The organism is Nocardia neocaledoniensis (genome assembly GCF_003182135.1).
GTDB lineage: Bacteria > Actinomycetota > Actinomycetes > Mycobacteriales > Mycobacteriaceae > Nocardia > Nocardia neocaledoniensis.
The window spans coordinates 76,513-94,567 of the sequence record NZ_QGTL01000007.1; the positions used below are offsets into that span (position 1 = coordinate 76,513).

Annotated in this window: 18 protein-coding genes; 6 read left to right on the forward strand and 12 right to left on the reverse strand. The window is 71.2% G+C overall.

The annotated features are described in order from the left end of the window. Positions 1-12: 12 nt before the first annotated feature. Together DFR69_RS19590 and DFR69_RS19595 are read right to left on the reverse strand one after the other, a co-directional pair. Positions 13-975 (reverse strand): N-acetylglutamate synthase, CG3035 family, encoded by a 963-nt coding sequence (locus DFR69_RS19590; protein ID WP_110039055.1) that lies wholly within the window; start codon positions 973-975, stop codon positions 13-15. Then, positions 965-1,555: a peptide deformylase gene (locus DFR69_RS19595; protein WP_110039319.1), complete on the reverse strand. Its 591-nt coding sequence runs from the start codon at positions 1,553-1,555 to the stop codon at positions 965-967. Before DFR69_RS19595 ends, DFR69_RS19590 begins: the two co-directional genes overlap by 11 nt. Positions 1,556-1,813: 258 nt before the next feature. On the opposite strand from DFR69_RS19595, the gene DFR69_RS19600 reads away from it, so the two are divergent. The 5 genes from DFR69_RS19600 to DFR69_RS19620 all read left to right on the forward strand — a co-directional run bounded on the left by DFR69_RS19600 (position 1,814) and on the right by DFR69_RS19620 (position 6,087). Continuing rightward, a complete protein-coding gene (locus DFR69_RS19600) occupies positions 1,814-2,131 on the forward strand; it encodes a nucleoid-associated protein NapA (protein WP_110039056.1) in 318 nt (105 codons plus the stop codon). A 42-nt stretch (positions 2,132-2,173) separates the two neighbouring features. Beyond that, entirely contained in the window at positions 2,174-2,746 is a 573-nt protein-coding gene (locus tag DFR69_RS19605) for a LytR C-terminal domain-containing protein (RefSeq protein WP_244198359.1), read from the forward strand. An 89-nt stretch (positions 2,747-2,835) separates the two neighbouring features. Continuing rightward, on the forward strand, positions 2,836-3,534 hold the full coding sequence (gene sodC / locus DFR69_RS19610; protein ID WP_110039057.1) for a superoxide dismutase[Cu-Zn]: 699 nt from the start codon (positions 2,836-2,838) through the stop codon (positions 3,532-3,534). Positions 3,535-3,544: 10 nt separating this feature from the next. Continuing rightward, a complete protein-coding gene (locus tag DFR69_RS19615; RefSeq protein ID WP_110039058.1) occupies positions 3,545-4,687 on the forward strand; it encodes a glutamate--cysteine ligase in 1,143 nt (380 codons plus the stop codon). Positions 4,688-4,806: 119 nt separating this feature from the next. Beyond that, positions 4,807-6,087, forward strand: coding sequence for a phosphatase PAP2 family protein (locus tag DFR69_RS19620; protein ID WP_373867002.1), 1,281 nt, complete (start codon positions 4,807-4,809; stop codon positions 6,085-6,087). Here DFR69_RS19620 and mnhG read toward each other — a convergent pair. From mnhG to DFR69_RS19660, 8 genes are all read right to left on the reverse strand, one after another. Next, positions 6,084-6,413, reverse strand: a complete 330-nt coding sequence (gene mnhG / locus DFR69_RS19625; protein WP_110039060.1) for a monovalent cation/H(+) antiporter subunit G — start codon at positions 6,411-6,413, stop codon at positions 6,084-6,086. The two genes, DFR69_RS19620 and mnhG, sit on opposite strands and share 4 nt — an antisense overlap. Next, positions 6,410-6,670 (reverse strand): monovalent cation/H+ antiporter complex subunit F, encoded by a 261-nt coding sequence (locus DFR69_RS19630; protein ID WP_110039061.1) that lies wholly within the window; start codon positions 6,668-6,670, stop codon positions 6,410-6,412. The genes mnhG and DFR69_RS19630 overlap by 4 nt, the downstream gene beginning before the upstream one ends. After that, the gene (locus DFR69_RS19635) at positions 6,667-7,221 is read right to left on the reverse strand and encodes a Na+/H+ antiporter subunit E (protein ID WP_110039062.1); all 555 of its coding nucleotides are present in this window, start codon (positions 7,219-7,221) and stop codon (positions 6,667-6,669) included. Before DFR69_RS19635 ends, DFR69_RS19630 begins: the two co-directional genes overlap by 4 nt. Further along, the gene (locus tag DFR69_RS19640) at positions 7,218-8,813 is read right to left on the reverse strand and encodes a Na+/H+ antiporter subunit D (protein WP_110039063.1); all 1,596 of its coding nucleotides are present in this window, start codon (positions 8,811-8,813) and stop codon (positions 7,218-7,220) included. Before DFR69_RS19640 ends, DFR69_RS19635 begins: the two co-directional genes overlap by 4 nt. Then, the gene (locus DFR69_RS19645) at positions 8,810-9,196 is read right to left on the reverse strand and encodes a Na(+)/H(+) antiporter subunit C (protein ID WP_110039064.1); all 387 of its coding nucleotides are present in this window, start codon (positions 9,194-9,196) and stop codon (positions 8,810-8,812) included. The genes DFR69_RS19640 and DFR69_RS19645 overlap by 4 nt, the downstream gene beginning before the upstream one ends. 73 nt (positions 9,197-9,269) lie before the next feature. Continuing rightward, positions 9,270-12,056 carry a Na+/H+ antiporter subunit A gene (locus tag DFR69_RS19650; RefSeq protein ID WP_110039065.1) on the reverse strand — a complete coding sequence of 929 codons (2,787 nt, stop codon included), beginning with the start codon at positions 12,054-12,056 and terminating at the stop codon, positions 9,270-9,272. Positions 12,057-12,172: 116 nt separating this feature from the next. Then, positions 12,173-13,441 (reverse strand): hypothetical protein, encoded by a 1,269-nt coding sequence (locus DFR69_RS19655; protein WP_110039066.1) that lies wholly within the window; start codon positions 13,439-13,441, stop codon positions 12,173-12,175. A gap of 52 nt (positions 13,442-13,493) precedes the next feature. After that, positions 13,494-15,698: an AAA family ATPase gene (locus DFR69_RS19660; protein ID WP_110039067.1), complete on the reverse strand. Its 2,205-nt coding sequence runs from the start codon at positions 15,696-15,698 to the stop codon at positions 13,494-13,496. A 175-nt stretch (positions 15,699-15,873) separates the two neighbouring features. Here DFR69_RS19660 and DFR69_RS19665 point away from each other — a divergent pair, with 175 nt between their 5' ends. Next, positions 15,874-16,263 carry a hypothetical protein gene (locus DFR69_RS19665; RefSeq protein WP_110039321.1) on the forward strand — a complete coding sequence of 130 codons (390 nt, stop codon included), beginning with the start codon at positions 15,874-15,876 and terminating at the stop codon, positions 16,261-16,263. Here the strand turns inward: DFR69_RS19665 and DFR69_RS19670 are convergent, their stop codons facing one another. Together DFR69_RS19670 and DFR69_RS19675 are read right to left on the reverse strand one after the other, a co-directional pair. Beyond that, on the reverse strand, positions 16,264-16,617 hold the full coding sequence (locus DFR69_RS19670; RefSeq protein ID WP_110039322.1) for a UBP-type zinc finger domain-containing protein: 354 nt from the start codon (positions 16,615-16,617) through the stop codon (positions 16,264-16,266). Beyond that, on the reverse strand, positions 16,617-18,053 hold the full coding sequence (locus DFR69_RS19675) for an ATP-binding protein (protein ID WP_208644020.1): 1,437 nt from the start codon (positions 18,051-18,053) through the stop codon (positions 16,617-16,619). The genes DFR69_RS19670 and DFR69_RS19675 overlap by 1 nt, the downstream gene beginning before the upstream one ends. Positions 18,054-18,055 lie beyond the last annotated feature (2 nt).

Genomic DNA, 18,055 nt, shown 5'->3' on the forward strand with positions numbered 1-18,055 from the left:
CGGAGGTCCTTTCTAGACCGCGCTCGGCGGCGCGGCGTAGCGGTAGCTGTGGTGTTCGAGGAAACCGAGCTCGCGGTACAGCGCGAGACCGGCGGCGTTGCCGACCTCCACCTGGACGTAGGCGTGGGTGGCGCCGTGCTCGGCGCCCCAGCGGATCAGCTCGGCGCACAGCAGCGCGGCCAGCCCGTTGCGACGATGCGCGGTCGCGACCGCGACGCAGGTCAGGCCGACCCAGCGGCGGCCGTCGGGCGCCGTGGTCACCGCGCCGCGGCCGATGGCCAGCGGGTCGGGCACGCCGAGCGAGGCGAAGCCGAGGGTGCCGTCGAGTACGGCGCCGAGGACGGCCCGATCCGGTTCGCGCACACCGGGATCCAGCGGGATCTCGCCGCGGTAGCGGTGCACGGCCAGCCACCCGTCGTCGGGTTCGGCCGCGATCCGCACCATCGACGGGCCTTGCGGCAGGACGAGATTGGCGATGTCGAGACCGAGCACGACCGTCTCGTTCCAGGTGCTCCAGCCGGGTGGTACCGGGGCGAGACGATCGGGCAGCTGCAACAGCAGCGGAAGGCCGCGCTCGGTGTACCAGTCCGCGATGCGGCGCATGGTGTCGATCGAGAGCACCGCGGGCACGCCGGACTCACCCAGCGGCACCGCGGAATTCGCGCGGCCGGTGTAGGAATTGCCCGCGCGCGCCAGCCAGCCGTCGATCCACAGGTGCTCGACGCCGGGCCAGGCGCCCGCCGCCGCCGTCTCCAGCGAGCGGATCTCCTTGGTGCGAATCGGCCTCGGCCCCAGGGCCTTCAGCGCGACGACGCGGTCCGGCGCCACCGAGACCAGCTCGCCCTCGGCGGTGCGCACCGACGGCGGATCCACCGAGACCAGCTCGCCGATCACATCGGTGAGCGGCTGGGGATAACCCTCGGGCAGTTGGTACCGCATCACCACCCGGCGGCCGAGGGGGATCTCAGTCGTCATGGCCGAACGGGTCGGGCACGGTGCCGGGGATCCAGCTCAGACCCGGTGTGCCCCAGCCGTTGCGCTTGATCGCCTTCTTCGCCGCGCGGGCGTTGCGGCCGATCAGCACGTCGACGTAGAGGAAGCCGTCGAGGTGGCCCACCTCGTGCTGCAGCATGCGGGCGAAGAACCCGGTGCCCTCGATGTCGACCGGCTCGCCGTGCTCGTCGGTGCCGGTGACCCTGGCCCAGTCGGCCCGGCCGGTCGGGAACTGCTCACCCGGCACGGACAGGCAGCCCTCCTCGTCGTCGTCGGGGTCGGGCATGGTCTCCGGGATCGCGGAGGTCTCCAGCACGGGGTTGATCACCGCGCCCTTGCGCCGCACCGGCTTGCCGGAGCCGTCGACATCGGGGCAGTCGTAGACGAACAGCCGCTTGCCGACGCCGACCTGGTTGGCCGCCAGGCCGACACCCTTGGATTCGGCGAGGGTGTCGTACATGTCCGCGATCAGCTCGGCCAGCTCGGCCGGCGTCTCCGTCACCGGTGCGGTGGGGGTGTGGAGGACGGGGTCGCCGACGATCACGATCGGGAGAATTGCCATGGCCGCCATTATCGCCGGACCCGTGCGCCGGGCGGCGCCGACCCCTGTGGCCGACACGACACCTACTGGCGCTGGGTCTATGGCGCCGACCCTCGAGGGCCCTGCGTGGTTACACTGCGCTACCGCCTCCGGGCCCGCCGTGGCTCGCCGCGGCCAACACGCCGAGACATGGCTCCTACGATCCGCCGCACCCGTGGTTCAATGATCCGCGACGTGCAAGCGTCATTTTCATCTCGTGATACTCGGCGAGGGAGCAAGATGGACGGCGCAGCAGCTCGCAACATCGAAGCTGGGAATTCGCACGACGCGACCATCGACGAGCCCGGCGGCCTGAGTCGCCGCGAGCTCGAGATCCTCGACTTCGAACGAAAATGGTGGAAGTACGCGGGCGCCAAGGAAGACGCGATCCGTGAACTGTTCGCCATGTCGGCCACCAGGTACTACCAGGTTCTCAACGCGGTCGTCGACAAGGAAGAAGCCCTGGCCGCCGACCCGATGCTGGTCAAACGCCTGCGCAGGCTGCGGGCCAGCAGGCAGAAGGCCCGCGCGGCCCGCCGACTCGGTTTCCAGGTCTGACATGACAGCCACACTCGGCTCGTTGCGACTAGGGTTGCGCGGGTGAGCAACCCGAATCCCACCCCCGGCGGCCCACCGCTGCGCGCGCTGGCGATGGTGTTGATCGCGCTGGCCATCGTCTTCGCCGGCCTGGGTGCGATGTCGCTGTCGAACTCCGGCGCCGAGGCGGCCGACCCGGCCGAACAGACAGAGACCACCAGCTCCAGCGCGGTCGCGCAGGCGCCGGCCACCACGGCCGCGCCGACGACGACCAGCGCCGCCGCGGCGCCGACCACCACGACGGTCGCGCCGACCACCACCACGACAACCACAGCGCCGACGACCACCGCGTCCGGCGGTGCCGTGGATCAGAGTGTGCCGGTACGGGTGCTGAACAACAGCCTGGTCGCCGGGCTGGCCGCGCGCACCGCGAGCCAGCTGACCTCCTCGGGCTGGAGCAACGTCAGCACCGGCAACTACTCCGGCGCGAATCTCACCGCGACGACGGTGTTCTACGGCGGCGGCGCGGGCGACAAGGCCGCCGCCACCGAGATCGCCGCGGAGATCGGCGGAACGGTCGCGCCGAAGACCGGTGACACCTCGCCGGGCGTCGTCGTCGTGCTGACCGGCAGCTGACGACGGGCGCGGCACGCCGTGCCGTGCGCGGTGAAAGCGCTGTGGCATCATCTTGAGCGGTACAGCCCCTGCACTGAAGGAGTTCCCTGATGGCCACGTCGACAACCCGTCGCCCGTCCTGGCGCACCGTCACCCCGGTGCTCGCGGTTGCCGTGTTCGGACTCGCTGCGTGCACCAACAGCCAGGAGTCGAGTGACGTCAAGGGGACCACGCCGCCGGTGTGGACCAGCTCGCCCGCGCCCGGTGGCGAAGGCCACGGCGGTAGCGGCGGTCACGGCGCGCCGACCACCGCCGACAGCCACGGCGGCAGCGGCGATCACGGTACCCCGGCGGCCGGCGGCCTGAAGGCGGAACTGAAGAACGGCTCCGGCGGCGGCGTCGGCACCGCGACCATCGCCTCCGAGGGTGGCCACCTGGTCATCACCGTCGAGGCGCACGGTCTGACCCCCGGCTTCCACGGCCTGCACTTCCACCAGAACGGCACCTGCGAGGGCGATTTCGCCTCGGCGGGCGGCCACCTGCAGGTCGGCGCCGCCAACGCGCACCCGGCCAGCGGCGATCTGTCCTCGCTGCAGGTCGGCGCCGACGGCACCGCGAAGCTGGTCACCACCACCGACAGCGTCACCCTGGACCAGGTCAAGGGCAAGGCGCTGATCGTGCACTCCGGCGCCGACAACTTCGGCAACATCCCGCCCCGGTACTCCCGCGAGGGCGGCACCGGCCCCGACGAGGCCACGCTGTCCACGGGCGACGCCGGTAGCCGGGTCGCCTGCGGCGTCGTCGGTTAGCGAGACGCGCATGGCCGGGGCAGCCCAGTCGGTACCGTTCCCCGGCTCACCGCGGCCGACCATCGGTATCGAATGGGAGATCGCGCTCGTCGACAAGGTGACGCGCGATCTGTCCAACACCGCGGCTGCGGTGTTCGACGCCGTCGGTGACCGGCGTGCCCACGACGGCACGCCGCAGGTCACCAAGGAATTGCTGCGCAACACCGTCGAATTGGTGACCGGCGTGCACGACACGGTCGGCGGCGCGGTGGAGGATCTGCGCGGGACGATGGACGCGGTGCGCCGCGCGGCCGATCCGCTCGGCGTCGACCTGTTCTGCGCGGGCACCCACCCGTTCGCCCAGTGGTCGGCCCAACAGCTCACGCGCTCACCGCATTACGACGAGCTGATCGAGCGCACCCAGTGGTGGGGCCGCCAGATGCTGATCTGGGGCGTGCACGTGCATGTCGGAGTCTCGCACCGGGACAAGGTCTTTCCGATCCTGAACTCGCTGCTGCTGTCGTACCCGCATCTGCTCGCGCTCTCGGCGTCCTCGCCCATGTGGTCCGGCGACGACACCGGCTACGCCAGCAACCGGGCGCTGATGTTCCAGCAGCTGCCGACCGCCGGGCTGCCCTTCCAGTTCGAGAACTGGGGCCAGTTCGAGGGTTTCGTGCACGACCAGCTCAAAACAGGTGTGTTCGAACAACTCGGCGGCATGCACTGGGACATCCGGCCCGCACCCAAGTGGGGCACGATCGAGATCAGGGTGTGCGACGGGCTGTCCAGCCGGGCCGAGCTGGCCGCGGTGGCCGCGCTGATCCACTGCCTGGTCGTCGACCTCGAACGCAGGCTCGACAACGGCGAGCAGCTGCCGACGCTGCCCCCGTGGCACGTGCAGGAGAACAAGTGGCGGGCCGCGCGCTACGGGCTCGACGCCATCGTGATCGTCGACGACGCCAGCAATGAGCGTTTGGTCACAGACGATCTGATGGATCTGCTCAACCGGTTGGAGCCGACGGCCGCCCGCCTCGGCTGTGCCGACGAGCTGGCCGCCGTCGCCGAGATTCCCCAGCACGGCGCCTCCTACCAGCGGCAACGCCGGGTGGCCGCGCAATCGCAGGGCGATCTCGTCGCCGTGGTCGATGCCCTGGTGCGCGAGCTGGATCAGTAGCGTTCAGCTGTCCGGCGGGGTGGCGTTCACCCGCCGTTTACGATGTTTGGATGCTTGTCGAACATCCGCGTTCAGCGGCGGGGGGTGTCGCCGCCTGGGACCGCCTCCGTGAACCACGCGTGCTCGCCGCCGTCGGGGTGTCGTCGGTGCTCGCGCTGCTCATCGGACTGCAGGTGGCCGCCTCGCTCAACGGCTTCGACGGGCCGCTGGCAAGCCTGGCGCGCGACTACATCGGCACCCCCAAGTCGATGTCGGTGCCGTGGGCCGGGCTGGTGCTTGCGCTGGTCGGCGTCAACGCGCGCAGGCGGGTGTACGCGGTGTCGGCGGCGGTGGCGATCGACGCGGTGTATGCCGCGCTGCGGATGCTGGACGGCAAGCCGTTCACGGTCGGCAACGGGCCGACGATCGTGCTGACCGTGCTGGCTGTCGTCGCGGCGGTGCGCTGGCAGGGGCGCGAACGCACCGACGCGGTGAAGGCGGCCGCGCTCGGCGCGCTGCTGATCCTGGCCACCAAGGTCGGTGACGTGTGGCTGCACGTCACCTCGGCGGCCCGGCCCGCGGTGTTCGACGAATACCTGCTGCTGGCCGATCACGCCCTCGGTGATCCGTCATGGGTGCTCGGCCGGGTGGTCGACGCGCTCGGACCCGAGGTGTACGCGGTGCTGCACTGGGTCTACATCGAATTGCCGGTGGCGGCGATCGTCGTCGCGGTGTGGCAGCTGCGCCGGGTGGTGCCGACCGGGCAGTGGCCCTCGCATTACCTGGTACGTACCTTCCTGGTGCTCGGGCTGGTGGGACCCGCGTTCTACGTGCTGTTCCCGGTCGTGGGGCCGATGTTCGCCTACGGCGCCGACGGGCACGGCTTCCAGGTGGGCGACTTCTGGCCGATGGCCCTGCCGCCGCTGGACCACAGCCCGGCCGCGCTGCCGTTCGACGAGTTCACCCCCCGCAACTGCATGCCCTCGATGCACACCGCGTGGGCGCTGTCGCTGTTCATCCACACCCGCCGCGACATCGACGGGACACGCGCGCCCGCGTGGCTGCGCTGGGGCGGTGCGTTCTGGCTGGCCGCGACCGTGGCCGCGACGCTCGGCTTCGGATATCACTACGGCGTCGACCTGATCGCGGGCGCGGTGCTGTGCCTGACGGTGGAGTCGGCGCTGCGCGCGCCCGAGCGCGGGTGGGGCGCGTTCCGGTGGCGGATGGTCGGTTTCGGCGCGGCGGTGTTCGCCGGCCTGCTGCTCTCGTACCGGTACCTCGCGGTGCCGATGGCCGAGTATCCGGTGGTCGCGGGCGCGCTGGTCATCGGGGCGGCCGCGGGCGTGGCGATCGCGTTCCACGCCACCTGGTTCGCCGCCGCGCCCGCCCGGGTGGCCGCGCCGACGGCGGTCGCCGGTTAGTCGTCGCGGTCGTATTCGTTGACGCGCAGCAGGCCGTCGCGGTGGCGCTGCTCGCGGTAGGCGGTGCGGCCGAGCAGGTGCGCGATGACGGGCGCGGTGATGATCGTGAACAGCCCGGTGAGCACCAGCATCCACACGTTGACGTCGTGCCTGATGTCGATGCCGGTGCCGACCAGCACCAGGATCAACCCGACGACCTGCGGTTTGGTCGCCGCGTGCATACGGGTCAAGGTGTCGGGAAAGCGGACGATGCCCAGCGACGCGGTCAGCGCCAGCGCGCAGCCGGTCAGGATGAGCACCGCCGACACCCACTCCCAGCCGGTCATCGGTCGTCCCGCACGCGGAACCGCGAGACCGCGGCCGAGCCGAGGAAGCCGACCAGGGCCAGCGCGACGATCGCCGGGATGACGGTGGTGTCGCCGCTGTAGGCCGCCCAGACCGCGAGGCCGGAGGCGGCGATGGCCATCAGCGAGTCGATCCCGACGACCCGGTCGAGGGTGCTCGGTCCCGCCAGCACCCGATAGCTGGTGATCACGGCCGCGGCGGTGAGCAGCACCCCGGCGATGACGGCGACGACGGTCACGACAGCGCCTCCGGTTCCCGGCCGAGGCGGCGGCGTTCGCGTGGGCGTTCGAAGGCGTTGATCAGCAGGTGCTCCAATCGCCGGGTGGTGGAGTAGAACTTCACCACCGACTTCTCGCTGCCCACGTCGAGCACGTGGACGTAGATGACGCAGCGCGCCCGGTCCACCTCGAGGACCATGGTGCCGGGGATGAGGTTGAAGATGTCGGTCGCCATCACCAGGACCAGATCGGACTGGATGCTCAGGTGCACCCGCAGCACGCCCGAGACCGGTGGCCCGGCGGGCCTGATCGCGAACCAGGCCACCTGCAGGCTCGACTCCAGCGCGTAATACGCGCTGGTGGCGATCAATTGGAGGAACGACAGCGGGTGGAAGCGCCCTGCCACCGGAACCTTCGGCAGCGGCAACGCGAACACGACGATCAACGCGACGGCGAAACCGGCGAGCACGTTCGCGGCGCTGAGATCACCCCACAGCGCCACCCAGACGGCGGTGAGCCAGCCGAGCACGCTGACCCGCAGCACGTTGTCGCGGTTGACCAGTCGGCTCATCGCGCCTCCGGGCCGAGCACCGAGCCGATGTAGACCGACGGATCGTCGAGGTCGTCGGCGGCGCGCTCGGCGATGCCGAGGACGGGCCCGGCGAGCACGGTGAGCGCGAGGCCCGCGACGACGAGGCCCGTGGTGGCGAGCACCATGAGCACCGGCATCCGGCCGGGGTCGGTGCGGTCCTCGTAGTACACGTCGGTCGAATCCTCCACCAGGGTGGGCGGTTTCGCGGCGGTGAGGTGGCCCTCGGGCGCGTCCTCGCGCGGTCGCCAGAACGCCTTGCTCCACACCCTGGCCACGGCGTAGAGCGTGAGCAGACTCGTCACCACCGAGCCGCCGACGAGCACCCAGGCCAGCACGCTGCCGTCGGCGGCGCCCGCCTCCAGCAGCGCGACCTTGCCGATGAAGCCCGAGAAGGGCGGGATGCCGCCGAGATTCAGGGCGGGGATCAGGAACAGGATGGCCAGCAGTGGGCTCGCGGCGGCCAGCCCGCCGAGGCGGCGCAGCGACACCGACCCGGCTTGGCGTTCGATGAGACCGACCGTGAGGAACAGCGCGGTCTGCACCAGGATGTGGTGGGCGACGTAGAAGATCGCGCCGGTGAGACCGGCCTTGCTGGCGAGGCCGATGCCGAACACCATGTAGCCGATGTGGCTGACCAGGGTGAACGACAGCAGACGCCGGATGTCGTTCTGCGCGATCGCGCCGAGGATGCCGATCAGCATCGTCGCCAGGCCCGCGACCAGCAGGATGTTGTCGAAGGCGCCGTCGGGGAACCACAGCGTGTGCGTGCGGATGATCGCGTACACGCCGACCTTGGTGAGCAGGCCGGCGAACACCGCGGTCACCGGCGCGGGCGCGGTGGGGTAGGAGTCGGGCAGCCAGCTCGACAGCGGGAACACCGCCGCCTTGATGCCGAACGCCACCAGCAGCACGGCGTAGCAGGCCGTGCGCACGCCGCTCGGCGTGGCCTCGAGCCGCACCGCCAGTTGCGCGAGGTTGAGGGTGCCGGTGGCGGCGTAGGTGAGGCCGATACCGATCAGGAAGATCAGCGACGACACCATCGACACCATCACGTAGGCGATGCCGGTGCGGATGCGCTCCTCGGTGGCACCGACGGTGAGCAGCACGAACGACGCGGCCAGCAGGATCTCGAACGCGACGAACAGGTTGAACAGGTCGCCCGCGAGGAACGCGGCCGAGACGCCCGCGGTGAGCACGAGGTAGGTGGGCCGGTAGATCGAGGTGGGCTGGTGCTCGTCGCCGTCGGAGATGTTCTGGCCCGCACCGTAGATCGACACGACGAGCAGCACGAACGCCGAGACCAGCAGCATCGCCGCCGAGAGCCGGTCGACCACCAGGGTGATCCCGATGGGCGAGGGCCAGCCGCCGACCTGCACGGCGGTGGTGCCGTCGCGGTCGGCGAGGTAGAGCAGGAAACCGCTGATCACCAGCACCGCCGAGAGCGCGGTCAGCGAGATGATCGCCTGGATGCGCGGCCTGCGGCCGAACACCAGCGTGCCCGCGGCGCCGAGCAGCGGAACCAGCACCGGCAGGGCGGCGAGGGCGGGCAGCAGGTCGGGGGACAGGGTCATTCTTCCGGGTCCTCCTGCTCCCTGGTGGCCGCGATCTGCTCGTCCTCCGGGTCGTTGCGCACGTCCTCGGAGGTGGTCAGCATGTAGGAGCGGTAGGCCAGGGCCAGCACGAAGGCGGCCAGGCCCATGGTGATGACGATGGCGGTGAGCACCATCGCCTGGGCCAGCGGGTCGGCCATGCCCTCAGGCGAGGTGTCGGAGCCGCCGAGGATCGGCGGCTTGCCGTCGGGACCGCCGCCCACGGTGAGGATCAGCAGGTTCACCGCGTTGCTGAGCAGGATCATGCCGAGCAGCATTTTCGAGACGACCCGCTCGAGCAGCAGATACACCCCGCACGCGGTGAGCGCGCCGATGACGATCAACAGAATGAGGTTGCCGCTCATGCCTCCGCCTCGCTGGCGCTCGGCTGCGGCATGCGCGATGCGCGCTGGCACATGATTCGCTCGCTGCGCTCCCTCATACGAGTTCCTTGTCCAAGCGGGCGCCCAGGCTGCGCAGGACGTCGAGGGCCAGGCCGACGACGACCAGGTACACCCCGAGATCGAAGAACAGCGCGGTGACGAGCTTGATGTGGCCGAGAACCGGCAGGGTCACCTCGATGATCGCCGAGGACAGCGGCGGGGCGCCGAGCAGCAGCGAGGCCGTCGCGGTACCCGCCGCGAGGGTGAGCCCGGCGCCGAGCAGATGTCCCGCGTCCACGGGCAGCGCCTCACCGAGTTCGTAGCGGCCGCCGGCCAGATAGCGCAGAGTGAGCGCGAGTCCGGCGATCAGGCCACCGGCGAAACCGCCGCCCGGCGCGTTGTGCCCGGAGAAGAAGAAGTACACCGACAGCACCATGATGGTGGGGAAGATCAGCCTGGTGGTGATCTGCAGGACCATCGAGCGCTCGCGGCGGTCGTCGAGCCGGGCCGCGGGCAGCCAGCTCACCTTGTCGGGGTCGTAGTCCGGCGCGTCGGCGGCCCTTGGCGCGCTGCCGAAGCGGCGGCTGCGGAACACCAGCGAGGCGACGCCGGTCGCGGCGACGACGAGCACCGAGATTTCGCCGAGGGTGTCCCAGGCGCGGATGTCGACGAGCAGCACGTTGACCGCGTTCTTACCGGCACCGATCGTGTAGGCCGCGTCGGGGATGGCCGTCCAGATCGGTTCGCTGTGCCGGGCGGCGCTCGCGAAGGCGGCCAGCACCGCGACCGCGACACCGACGCCGATCGCGAGCAGGGCCCGGCGCACCTTGAACGCCGTCGCCTGGTTCTCGGCGATCTCGGCCGGGAAGGCCCGCAGCACGAGCACGAAGATCACCAGGGTCAGCGTCTCGACGAGGAACTGGGTGAGCGCGAGGTCGGGCGCACCGTGCAGCGCGAAGATCACGCCGCAGCCGTAGCCGGTCACGCCGACGACGAGCACGCTGGCCAGGCGATTGCGCAGCACCGTGGCCGCCAGCGCCATCGCGACCATGATCGCCCCGATCGCGGCTTGCAGCGGCGAATCCCACAGGCGCAGCTCGACGCCGGTGCGGGTGCCGAGCGCGAGCATGAGGGTCGGCAGCACGATCAGCGTGCCGAGGATCATGGCCTGGCTGACCGGCAGCGAGCCGGACTGCACGGTACCGGTGATGCGCAGCGAGAGCTTGTCCATCGCGCGCAGGGCCGCGTCGTAGTTGCGATCGGCGTTGCCGAGGCGTGGATGCCCCGGCTCGCCGATCCGGCTGCGGATCAGGAACAGCGCGACACCGGCGGCGATGACGAACACCGTCAGCACGAGCGGGCCGTTGACGCCGTGCCAGAGCGCGAGATGGGTGTCCAGGACCCCGGGCAGGGTCGCGGCGTAGGGGCTGAGCCAGCCATCCATCGCGGAGGCCCCGAGCCCACCCGCGAGACCGGCCACCGCGAGCACCGCGGGCGGACCCAGCAGCAGGGGACCCGGCGCGTGCCAGCGCATCGACGGATCCGGATTGGCGGTGACGCCGAACGCGCCCCAGACGAACCGGATGCTGTAGGCCACGGTGAACGCCGACCCGACCGCCACCGCTGCCAGCATCGCCACCCGCACCGGATCGCTCAGCACGTCGGCCGACCACAGCGCGCCCAGCGCCGACTCCTTGCCGACGAACCCGAGCAACGGCGGCAGCCCGGCCATGCTCAGCGCGGCCGTCACCGCGATCGCGCACAGCCACGGCGCCCGCCGCCCGAGCCCGGACAGCCTGCGCAGATCCCTGGTGCCCGCGCCGTGGTCGATGATCCCGACGACCATGAACAGGCTCGCCTTGAACAGGCCGTGCGCCACCAGCAGCGTCAGCCCGGCCAGCGCGGCGTCCGGGGTGCCCACCGCCATCATCGTGATGAGCAGACCCAACTGGCTGACGGTCCCGAAGGCGAGCACCAGCTTCAGATCGTGCACCTGCATCGCCCGCCATCCGGCGAGCAGCAGCGTCGCGAGGCCGAGCGGCAGCAGCACGAGGTGCCACGGCGGAGTCTGCGCGAACGCGGGCGCGAGCCGCGCCACCAGGTAGATGCCCGCCTTCACCATCGCGGCGGCGTGCAGGTACGCGCTGACCGGCGTCGGCGCGGCCATGGCGCCGGGGAGCCAGAAGTGCAGCGGCACGATGGCCGACTTGCTGATCGCGCCGACCAGCACGAGCGCGAGGCCGACCGAGACCGCGGTGCCGTCGGGCGGCGGGGTGGCGAGCATGTCGGAGAGCAGGAAGCTGTCGTAGCGCAGTCCGAGGACGACGATGCCGACCAGCATCGTCAGCCCACCGGCGCCGGTCACCAGCAGCGCCTGGATCGCGGCCCGCCTGCTGATCGCGCGCTCGGCGTAGTGCCCGACGAGCAGGAACGACAGCACCGTCGTGATCTCCCAGAACACGAAGAGCAGCAGCGTGTTGTCGCTGGTGACCAGACCGAACATGGCGCCGGCGAAGGCGATGAGCTCGGCGGCGAACACCCCGAGCCTGGCCTCCCCACGGTCGAAGTAGCGGCCGCAATAGGCCAGGATCAGCGCGCCGACACCGAGGACGAGCACCGACATCACCGCGGCGAGGGAATCGAAACGCAGGTCGATGTCCATCGAGATCTGCGGCGCCCACGCGGTGTGCGAACGCACGGTGGTGCCCCAGTGCGCGAGCACCCAGCCGAGACTGCCCAGCGGGACCAGCGCGAACAGGTAGAAGGCGTTGCGCCCGAGCAGCCGGACGCCGACCGGCGCGAGCGCGGCGGCCAGCGCGTGGGCGAGGAGGACGGCGAGCACGATCCTCCTTCGTCAGCGCGAGAGCGTTCCGGTCAGGCGCCTGCGATCCTACGGGCGTCGGCGGCCCGTTTCCCGGTACCACAGCTGTCGCGTCGGCCATGTCGACCGGCGCGCGGCTATTGTTCGGCGGCCTGCCGCTGTGGACGGATCCGGTAGAGCAGCGCCAGCGCGAGCGCCGCGCCGAGCGTGACGGCCAGTCCGGCGCGGCCCGGCAGGCTTTCCGCCGCCGGGGTGCCTGCCGTCGGCCAGTCCCGATGCCGGGTGGGAATCGACCACAGGATCGACGGCAGGTACAGCGCGCCCAGGGCGAGCACGGCGCTGGGCAGGTACTCGTACCGGATCGACCCGGCGGTGTACCCGGCGAGGCAGGCCAACGCGACGGCGCCGATCGGCCAGGCCAGCGACCACGGCAGGCGCGGCGCGAGCGCGGCGAACACGCACAGCGCGCCGACCGCGAGCATGGCGAGCAGCGGACTCGACCGGCGCAGCCCGGCCAGGATCGTCACCGCGCCGAGGCCGAGCACCAGGAGCAGGTACCAGCCGAGCCGCGCGGCGTCACCGAGCGCGTCACCCGCAGCGGCCACCCCCACCGCGAGGAGCAGCCAGGCACCGTCGCGGCCGGGCAGCAGGGTGGCGGCGACGAACGCCGCGATGACGGTGACGGCCACCGCGACGGCGATCTGCCAGGTACTCCCGTCGCGCCCGTCCCATTCCCGCGCGAGCCACTCGGTGGCGAGCAGCACCGACACCGACAGCACGGTGGCGGCCACGATCGGGCTGATCGGCAGGTCGGCGGCCAGGCGCGGCACCGCGGGCAGCATGATCCCGTGCCGGTGCCGCAGCGCGTTGACGGCCAGCAGGACGACCGCGGTGCCGACCAGCCAGGCGGGCGTGTAGGAGGCCTCCAGGCTCGAATCGGTGGCGCTGAACACCCCGACGACCTCGCCGTAGACGAACACCAGCACGGTGCCGAGCATGAACCCGACCGCCGACCAGCGCCGTCGCAGCGCGACGATCCCGAGCGCGCCGAACAGCACGCCGCCGCACAGCGAATCGAGGTAGTTCTGGCTGGTGAGTACGTCGGCCGAATGCATCATTGTGCCGATGAAGTAGTTCAGCGCCAGCGCCGCCGCCCCGCCCGCCGCGGTGAGCCAGATCAGCCCTGGCCGGGTGATGGGCCTGGCCAGCACGGCAACGACCATGGCGACGATGAGCCCGAGCGCCGCCGCGCGCGGCACGCTGTTGAGCAGGCTGGTGACGTGGAACGCCGAATGGACCTCCGACCGAGCGCCGAAGGTGAACGGCAAGAACAGCGCGATCCCCGCCGAAGCGGCCCCGGCGAAGGCCGCGACCGCGTCCAGCAGATCATCGCCGATCCGGGGCACCCTGTCGACGATACCGGTGGTCAGCCCGGCGGGCGGGGAACGCGCGCGTGGTTCAGGCCCGGCTCTCCGCGTACCGGCGCAGTGACTCGACCTGGGCGGCGTCGAGCGAGGGTCGCACCGTCGCGCGGGCGGTGGCCACGTCGTCGGCGGTGACGTCGGCCGCTGCCATGTCGCGGCGCAGGGCCGCCAGCGCGGCCTCGCGCAGCAGCGCCGCGCAGTCGGCGGCGGAGTAGCCGTCGAGGTCGGCGGCCAGCGCGGCCAGGTCGACGTCGTCGGCCAGCGGCACCGAGCGGCCCGCGGTGCGCAGGATGTCGAGCCGGGCGTCGGCGTCCGGCGGCGGCACGAACACCAGCCGGTCGAGCCGGCCGGGACGCAACAGAGCCGGGTCGATCAGCTCGGGCCGGTTGGTGGCGCCGAGGACGACCACATCGCGCAGCGGCTCGACCCCGTCGAGTTCGGTGAGCAGCGCCGCGACCACGCGGTCGGAGACGCCGGAGTCGCTGCTCTGGCCGCGTCGCGGCGCCAGCGCGTCGACCTCGTCGAGGAAGATCAGCGACGGCGCGGAGTCGCGGGCCCGCTGGAACAGCTCACGTACCGCCCGCTCGGAGGAGCCGACCCACTTGTCCATCAGCTCAGCGCCTTTCACCGCGTGCACGCTGAGCTGACCGGTCCCGGCGAGCGCGCGCACCAGGAAGGTCTTGCCGCAGCCGGGCGGTCCGTAGAGCAGCAGGCCGCGCGGCGGATCGATGCCGAGGCGGGCGAAGGAGTCGGGATGGCGCAGCGGCCACAGGACCGCCTCGGTGAGCGCCTGTTTGGTCTCCACCATGTCGCCGACATCGTCGAGGTCCAGCGAGCCGATCGCCAATTCCTCGGTCCCCGAACGTGACAGCGGCCGAATGACCTCGAGTGCCCCGACCAGGTCGTCCTGGGCGAGCTCCGGCTCGGACTGCTCGCGACTGGCCCGCCCCGCCGCCCGGACCGCCGCCTCCCGGCACAGTGCCGCGAGATCGGCCACCACGAAACCCGGCGTGCGCGAAGCGATCACCTCGAGGTCGAGCGTGCCTGCGGGCACCTTGCGCAGCAACTGTTCCAGCAGGGCGCGCCGGATCGCGGCCGTCGGCAGCGGCAGCGCGAGTTCGCGGTCGCACAGGTCGGGCGCGCGCAGCCGCGAATCCACCTGCGCGGGATGGGCGGTCGTGGCCAGCAGGGCCACGCACGGCGCCTTCATCGCCGCGCGCAGCTGGTCGAGGATGAGGGTGGCCACCGGCTCGGCTTCGGCGGGCAGCAGCGCGTCGATGTCGGTGATGAGCAGGACGCCGCCGCGTCCACCGGCCACGTCGCCCACCGCCTCGGCGACCTCGCGTAGCCGCGAACCGCTCTCCATCGCACCGACACTCGGCCCGTCGAGCTCGACGATCCGGCGCGGCGCGGCCACCGCCCTGGCCAGGGTTGTTTTGCCGACCCCGGCGGGGCCGGTGACCAGCACGCCCAGATGCGCGGGCGCGCCGAGGGTTTTCAGCAGCTCGGGTTCGTCGAGCGCCAGGCTCAGCCACTCCGCGAGCTTGGCGGCCTGGGCTTGGACGCCCGCCAGGTCCTCGACCGGGATGGCCGCGCTGCCCGAGCTCACCGAGACCGCGCTCTCCGGCGCTCCGTTGGCGCCCGCGTCGGTGTCGCGCTCCACCGCGTGCATGATCGCGGCGGGCCCGCGGCCCCAGCCGACGGCCGAATTCGGTTGCACGCTCACCGGTCCCGGCATCGGATCGATCGCGGTGACGGTGAGCAGTTCGGTCGTCCAGGCGATGCCGAAGGCGCGCGAGAGGGCCTGGGTCGCCGCCGCGGAACTGATGTCGGGGCCGAGATCGCGCGGCAGCAGCGAGACCGTGTCGCCGACGGTCACCACCTTGCCGAGCAGTGCCTGGCGCAGCGTGGCCGCGGGGATGCTGGCCGTCGCCTGCGCCGAACCGCTCAGCGAGATCTGCTTCGCGCCGTACACCGTCACCGGGGTGACGGTCACCGCCGCGTTCTCCCGTAGCCCGACATTCGACAGGGTCACGTCATCGAGCAGCGCCACCCCCGGCGCGGTGCCCGCCGGCGCCTTCGCCACCACCGCGGCGGTGCGGCGCGCGCCGATCAGCGCGATACCGTCCCATTCGCGCAGGCCGAGCGCGGTGAGCGTCTCGGGGTGCAGACGCACCACCCCGCGCCGGGCATCGGCTGCCGAGGGATTGAGCCGGGCGGTCAGCGAGAGTTCAGCCACCGTGTCATTCTGCCGCGCCTCGGCGCCGGCGCGCTCGGACGATCAGGAAACGTTTGGCGGGCGGCAAGCGCGCACGGCCAGAGTGACTGACATGACACTCCACCGCTACCAGCCGGTACGCTGCATCGGACGCGCCGGAGGTTCCGGCGCCGAGATCCACCGGGGAATGCAGCAGATGAATCGAATCTCCCTCGTCGTCCTGGCCGCCGGCGCGGTCTGCCTGACACTGGCCGGGTGCGGTTCCGACGAGTCCGCCGACGCCAGCGGGCTCCGCAAGGGCACGCCGTCATCCAGCGCGAGCGCGAGTGCTACGACCACCAAGCCGGCGGCGAGCACCACGCAGGCGCCTGCCGCCGCAGGCGCCGACATCACCTGCGCGCAGTTCAAGACCCTCGACGGCGAGGGCGAGAAGAAGGCGATCGACGAGATCCTCGCGGCCAACCCCGGTGGCCCCTTCGAGGGTAGCCCGAACGTGGCGCTCGGCACCGCCAAGCTGGTGTGCCTGGCGCCCGGCAACGCCGACAAGACCGTCGCCGAGGCCGCCGGGATCAAGCCGCAGGGCTGATCAGTGGATGTGTGACTGCCAGTCGGCGGGCACCCGGTCGGCCGGGCCGGGCACCGTCTGGCCGATCGGGTGACTCGTCGGCGCGGCGAGCTCGGGACCGCCGCTGTACATCTCCTCGGTCGAGAAGTTGTAGAACCAGTCCTCGCCGGGCTCGTAGCTCTGCATGAACGGATGCCCGCTTGCCTTGAAATGCTTCGTGGCGTGCTGGCTCGGCGAGCTGTCACAGCAGCCGATGTGCCCGCACTCGGCGCAGCGGCGCAGGTGCACCCACCAGCCGCCCGCGGCGTCGCACTCCACACACCCGGCGCCGCTGGGCGGCACGCTCGGATCGATACCGTCGAACTCTTCCGACATCATTGATCTCCTGCCTGTGGGTCCAGCGGCAGCCGGACGATGAATCGGGTGTCGCCCGGCTCGGACTCGACCCGGATGTCGCCGTGGTGCTTGTTGACCACGATCCGGAACGAGATGTCGAGGCCGAGCCCGGTACCGTCGCCGACCGGTTTGGTGGTGAAGAAGGGTTCGAAGATCCGGCCGATGGCCTCGGGCGCGATACCGGGCCCGGTGTCACCGATCTCGACGACGGCGCAGTCGTTCTCCTTGTAGGTCCGCACGGTCAGGGTGCCGGTGCCGCCCATCGCGTACACCGCATTGTCGATCAGATTGGTCCACACCTGGTTGAGCTCGGCCGCGAAACACGGCACCGGCGGCAGCGCGCGGTCGTAGTCCTTGACCACCGCGACGCCGTCGCCGAGCTTGCGGTTGAGCATCACCAGCGTGGAGTCGAGCAGTTCGTGCAGGTCGACGACCTGGTACGGCGCGCGGTCCATCTGCGAGTACTGCTTGGCCGCGCCGACCAGCGTGGAGATGCGGGTCGTCGAGTCGGCGACCTCGTTCATCAGCAGCTCGGTCTCGATGGTGTAGTTCAGCCAGCGGATCGCGCCCTCGAACACCTGCGCCTGGCAGGCCTCGAGGGTGGCGTGCACGCCCTCGAGCCAGTCGACGTCGAGGCCGGCCTGGACGAAGGTCGGCGCGAGGTTCCAGCCGTCGGCCAGGCCGTGCTCGTCGAACCAGTCGGCCAGCGCGTCCTCCCGGTCGGCCGCCTCGAGCGGGGACAGGTCGGGCGCCTTGGCGACCTGCTCGGCGGCCTGTTCCTGCAGTTCCACGAGTTTCACGAACGCCTCGGGCTGGAACTTGCCCTCGGCCATCATCTTCAGCTTGTGCCGCATTCCGGCCACCCGCTCGCGCAGGCCCGCCGTCGCGCGGACCGCCGCCGCGGCCGGGTTGTTGAGCTCATGGGTGAGCCCGGCGGAGAGCGAACCGAGCGCGAGCAGCCGCTCCCGCTCCGCGATCCGCTGACTCGACTTCTGCCCGCCGTAGAACGCGCCCTCGAGCAGGTGCACGGCCATCGGGAACCAGTCCTTGACCATCCGCGCGAAGTCGGCGGCGGCCAGCACCAGGAACCGGGACCGCCGCTCGACGTACATCGACCCGGCGTAGTCCTGGCTCACCTTGTCGCCGAGGTAGGCCATCCAGGCGCCGGCGTAGACGCCGCGCTGGTCGGTGCGGTTGATCTCGATCTCCATCCCGCCCGAGAGCTTGGTGAGCCGCACCTCGCCGTTGATCAGGACGTAGAAGCAGGTCGCCGGGTCGCCCTCGCGATACACCTGGCCCGCGTCGATGTACTCGATCCGGCCGACCGCGCACAGCTGCGCGAGCTGGTCGTCGTCGAGCTTCTCGAACAGGAACAGCGTGCGCAGTTCGTTCGGATCGCAGATCAATTCGCTCACAG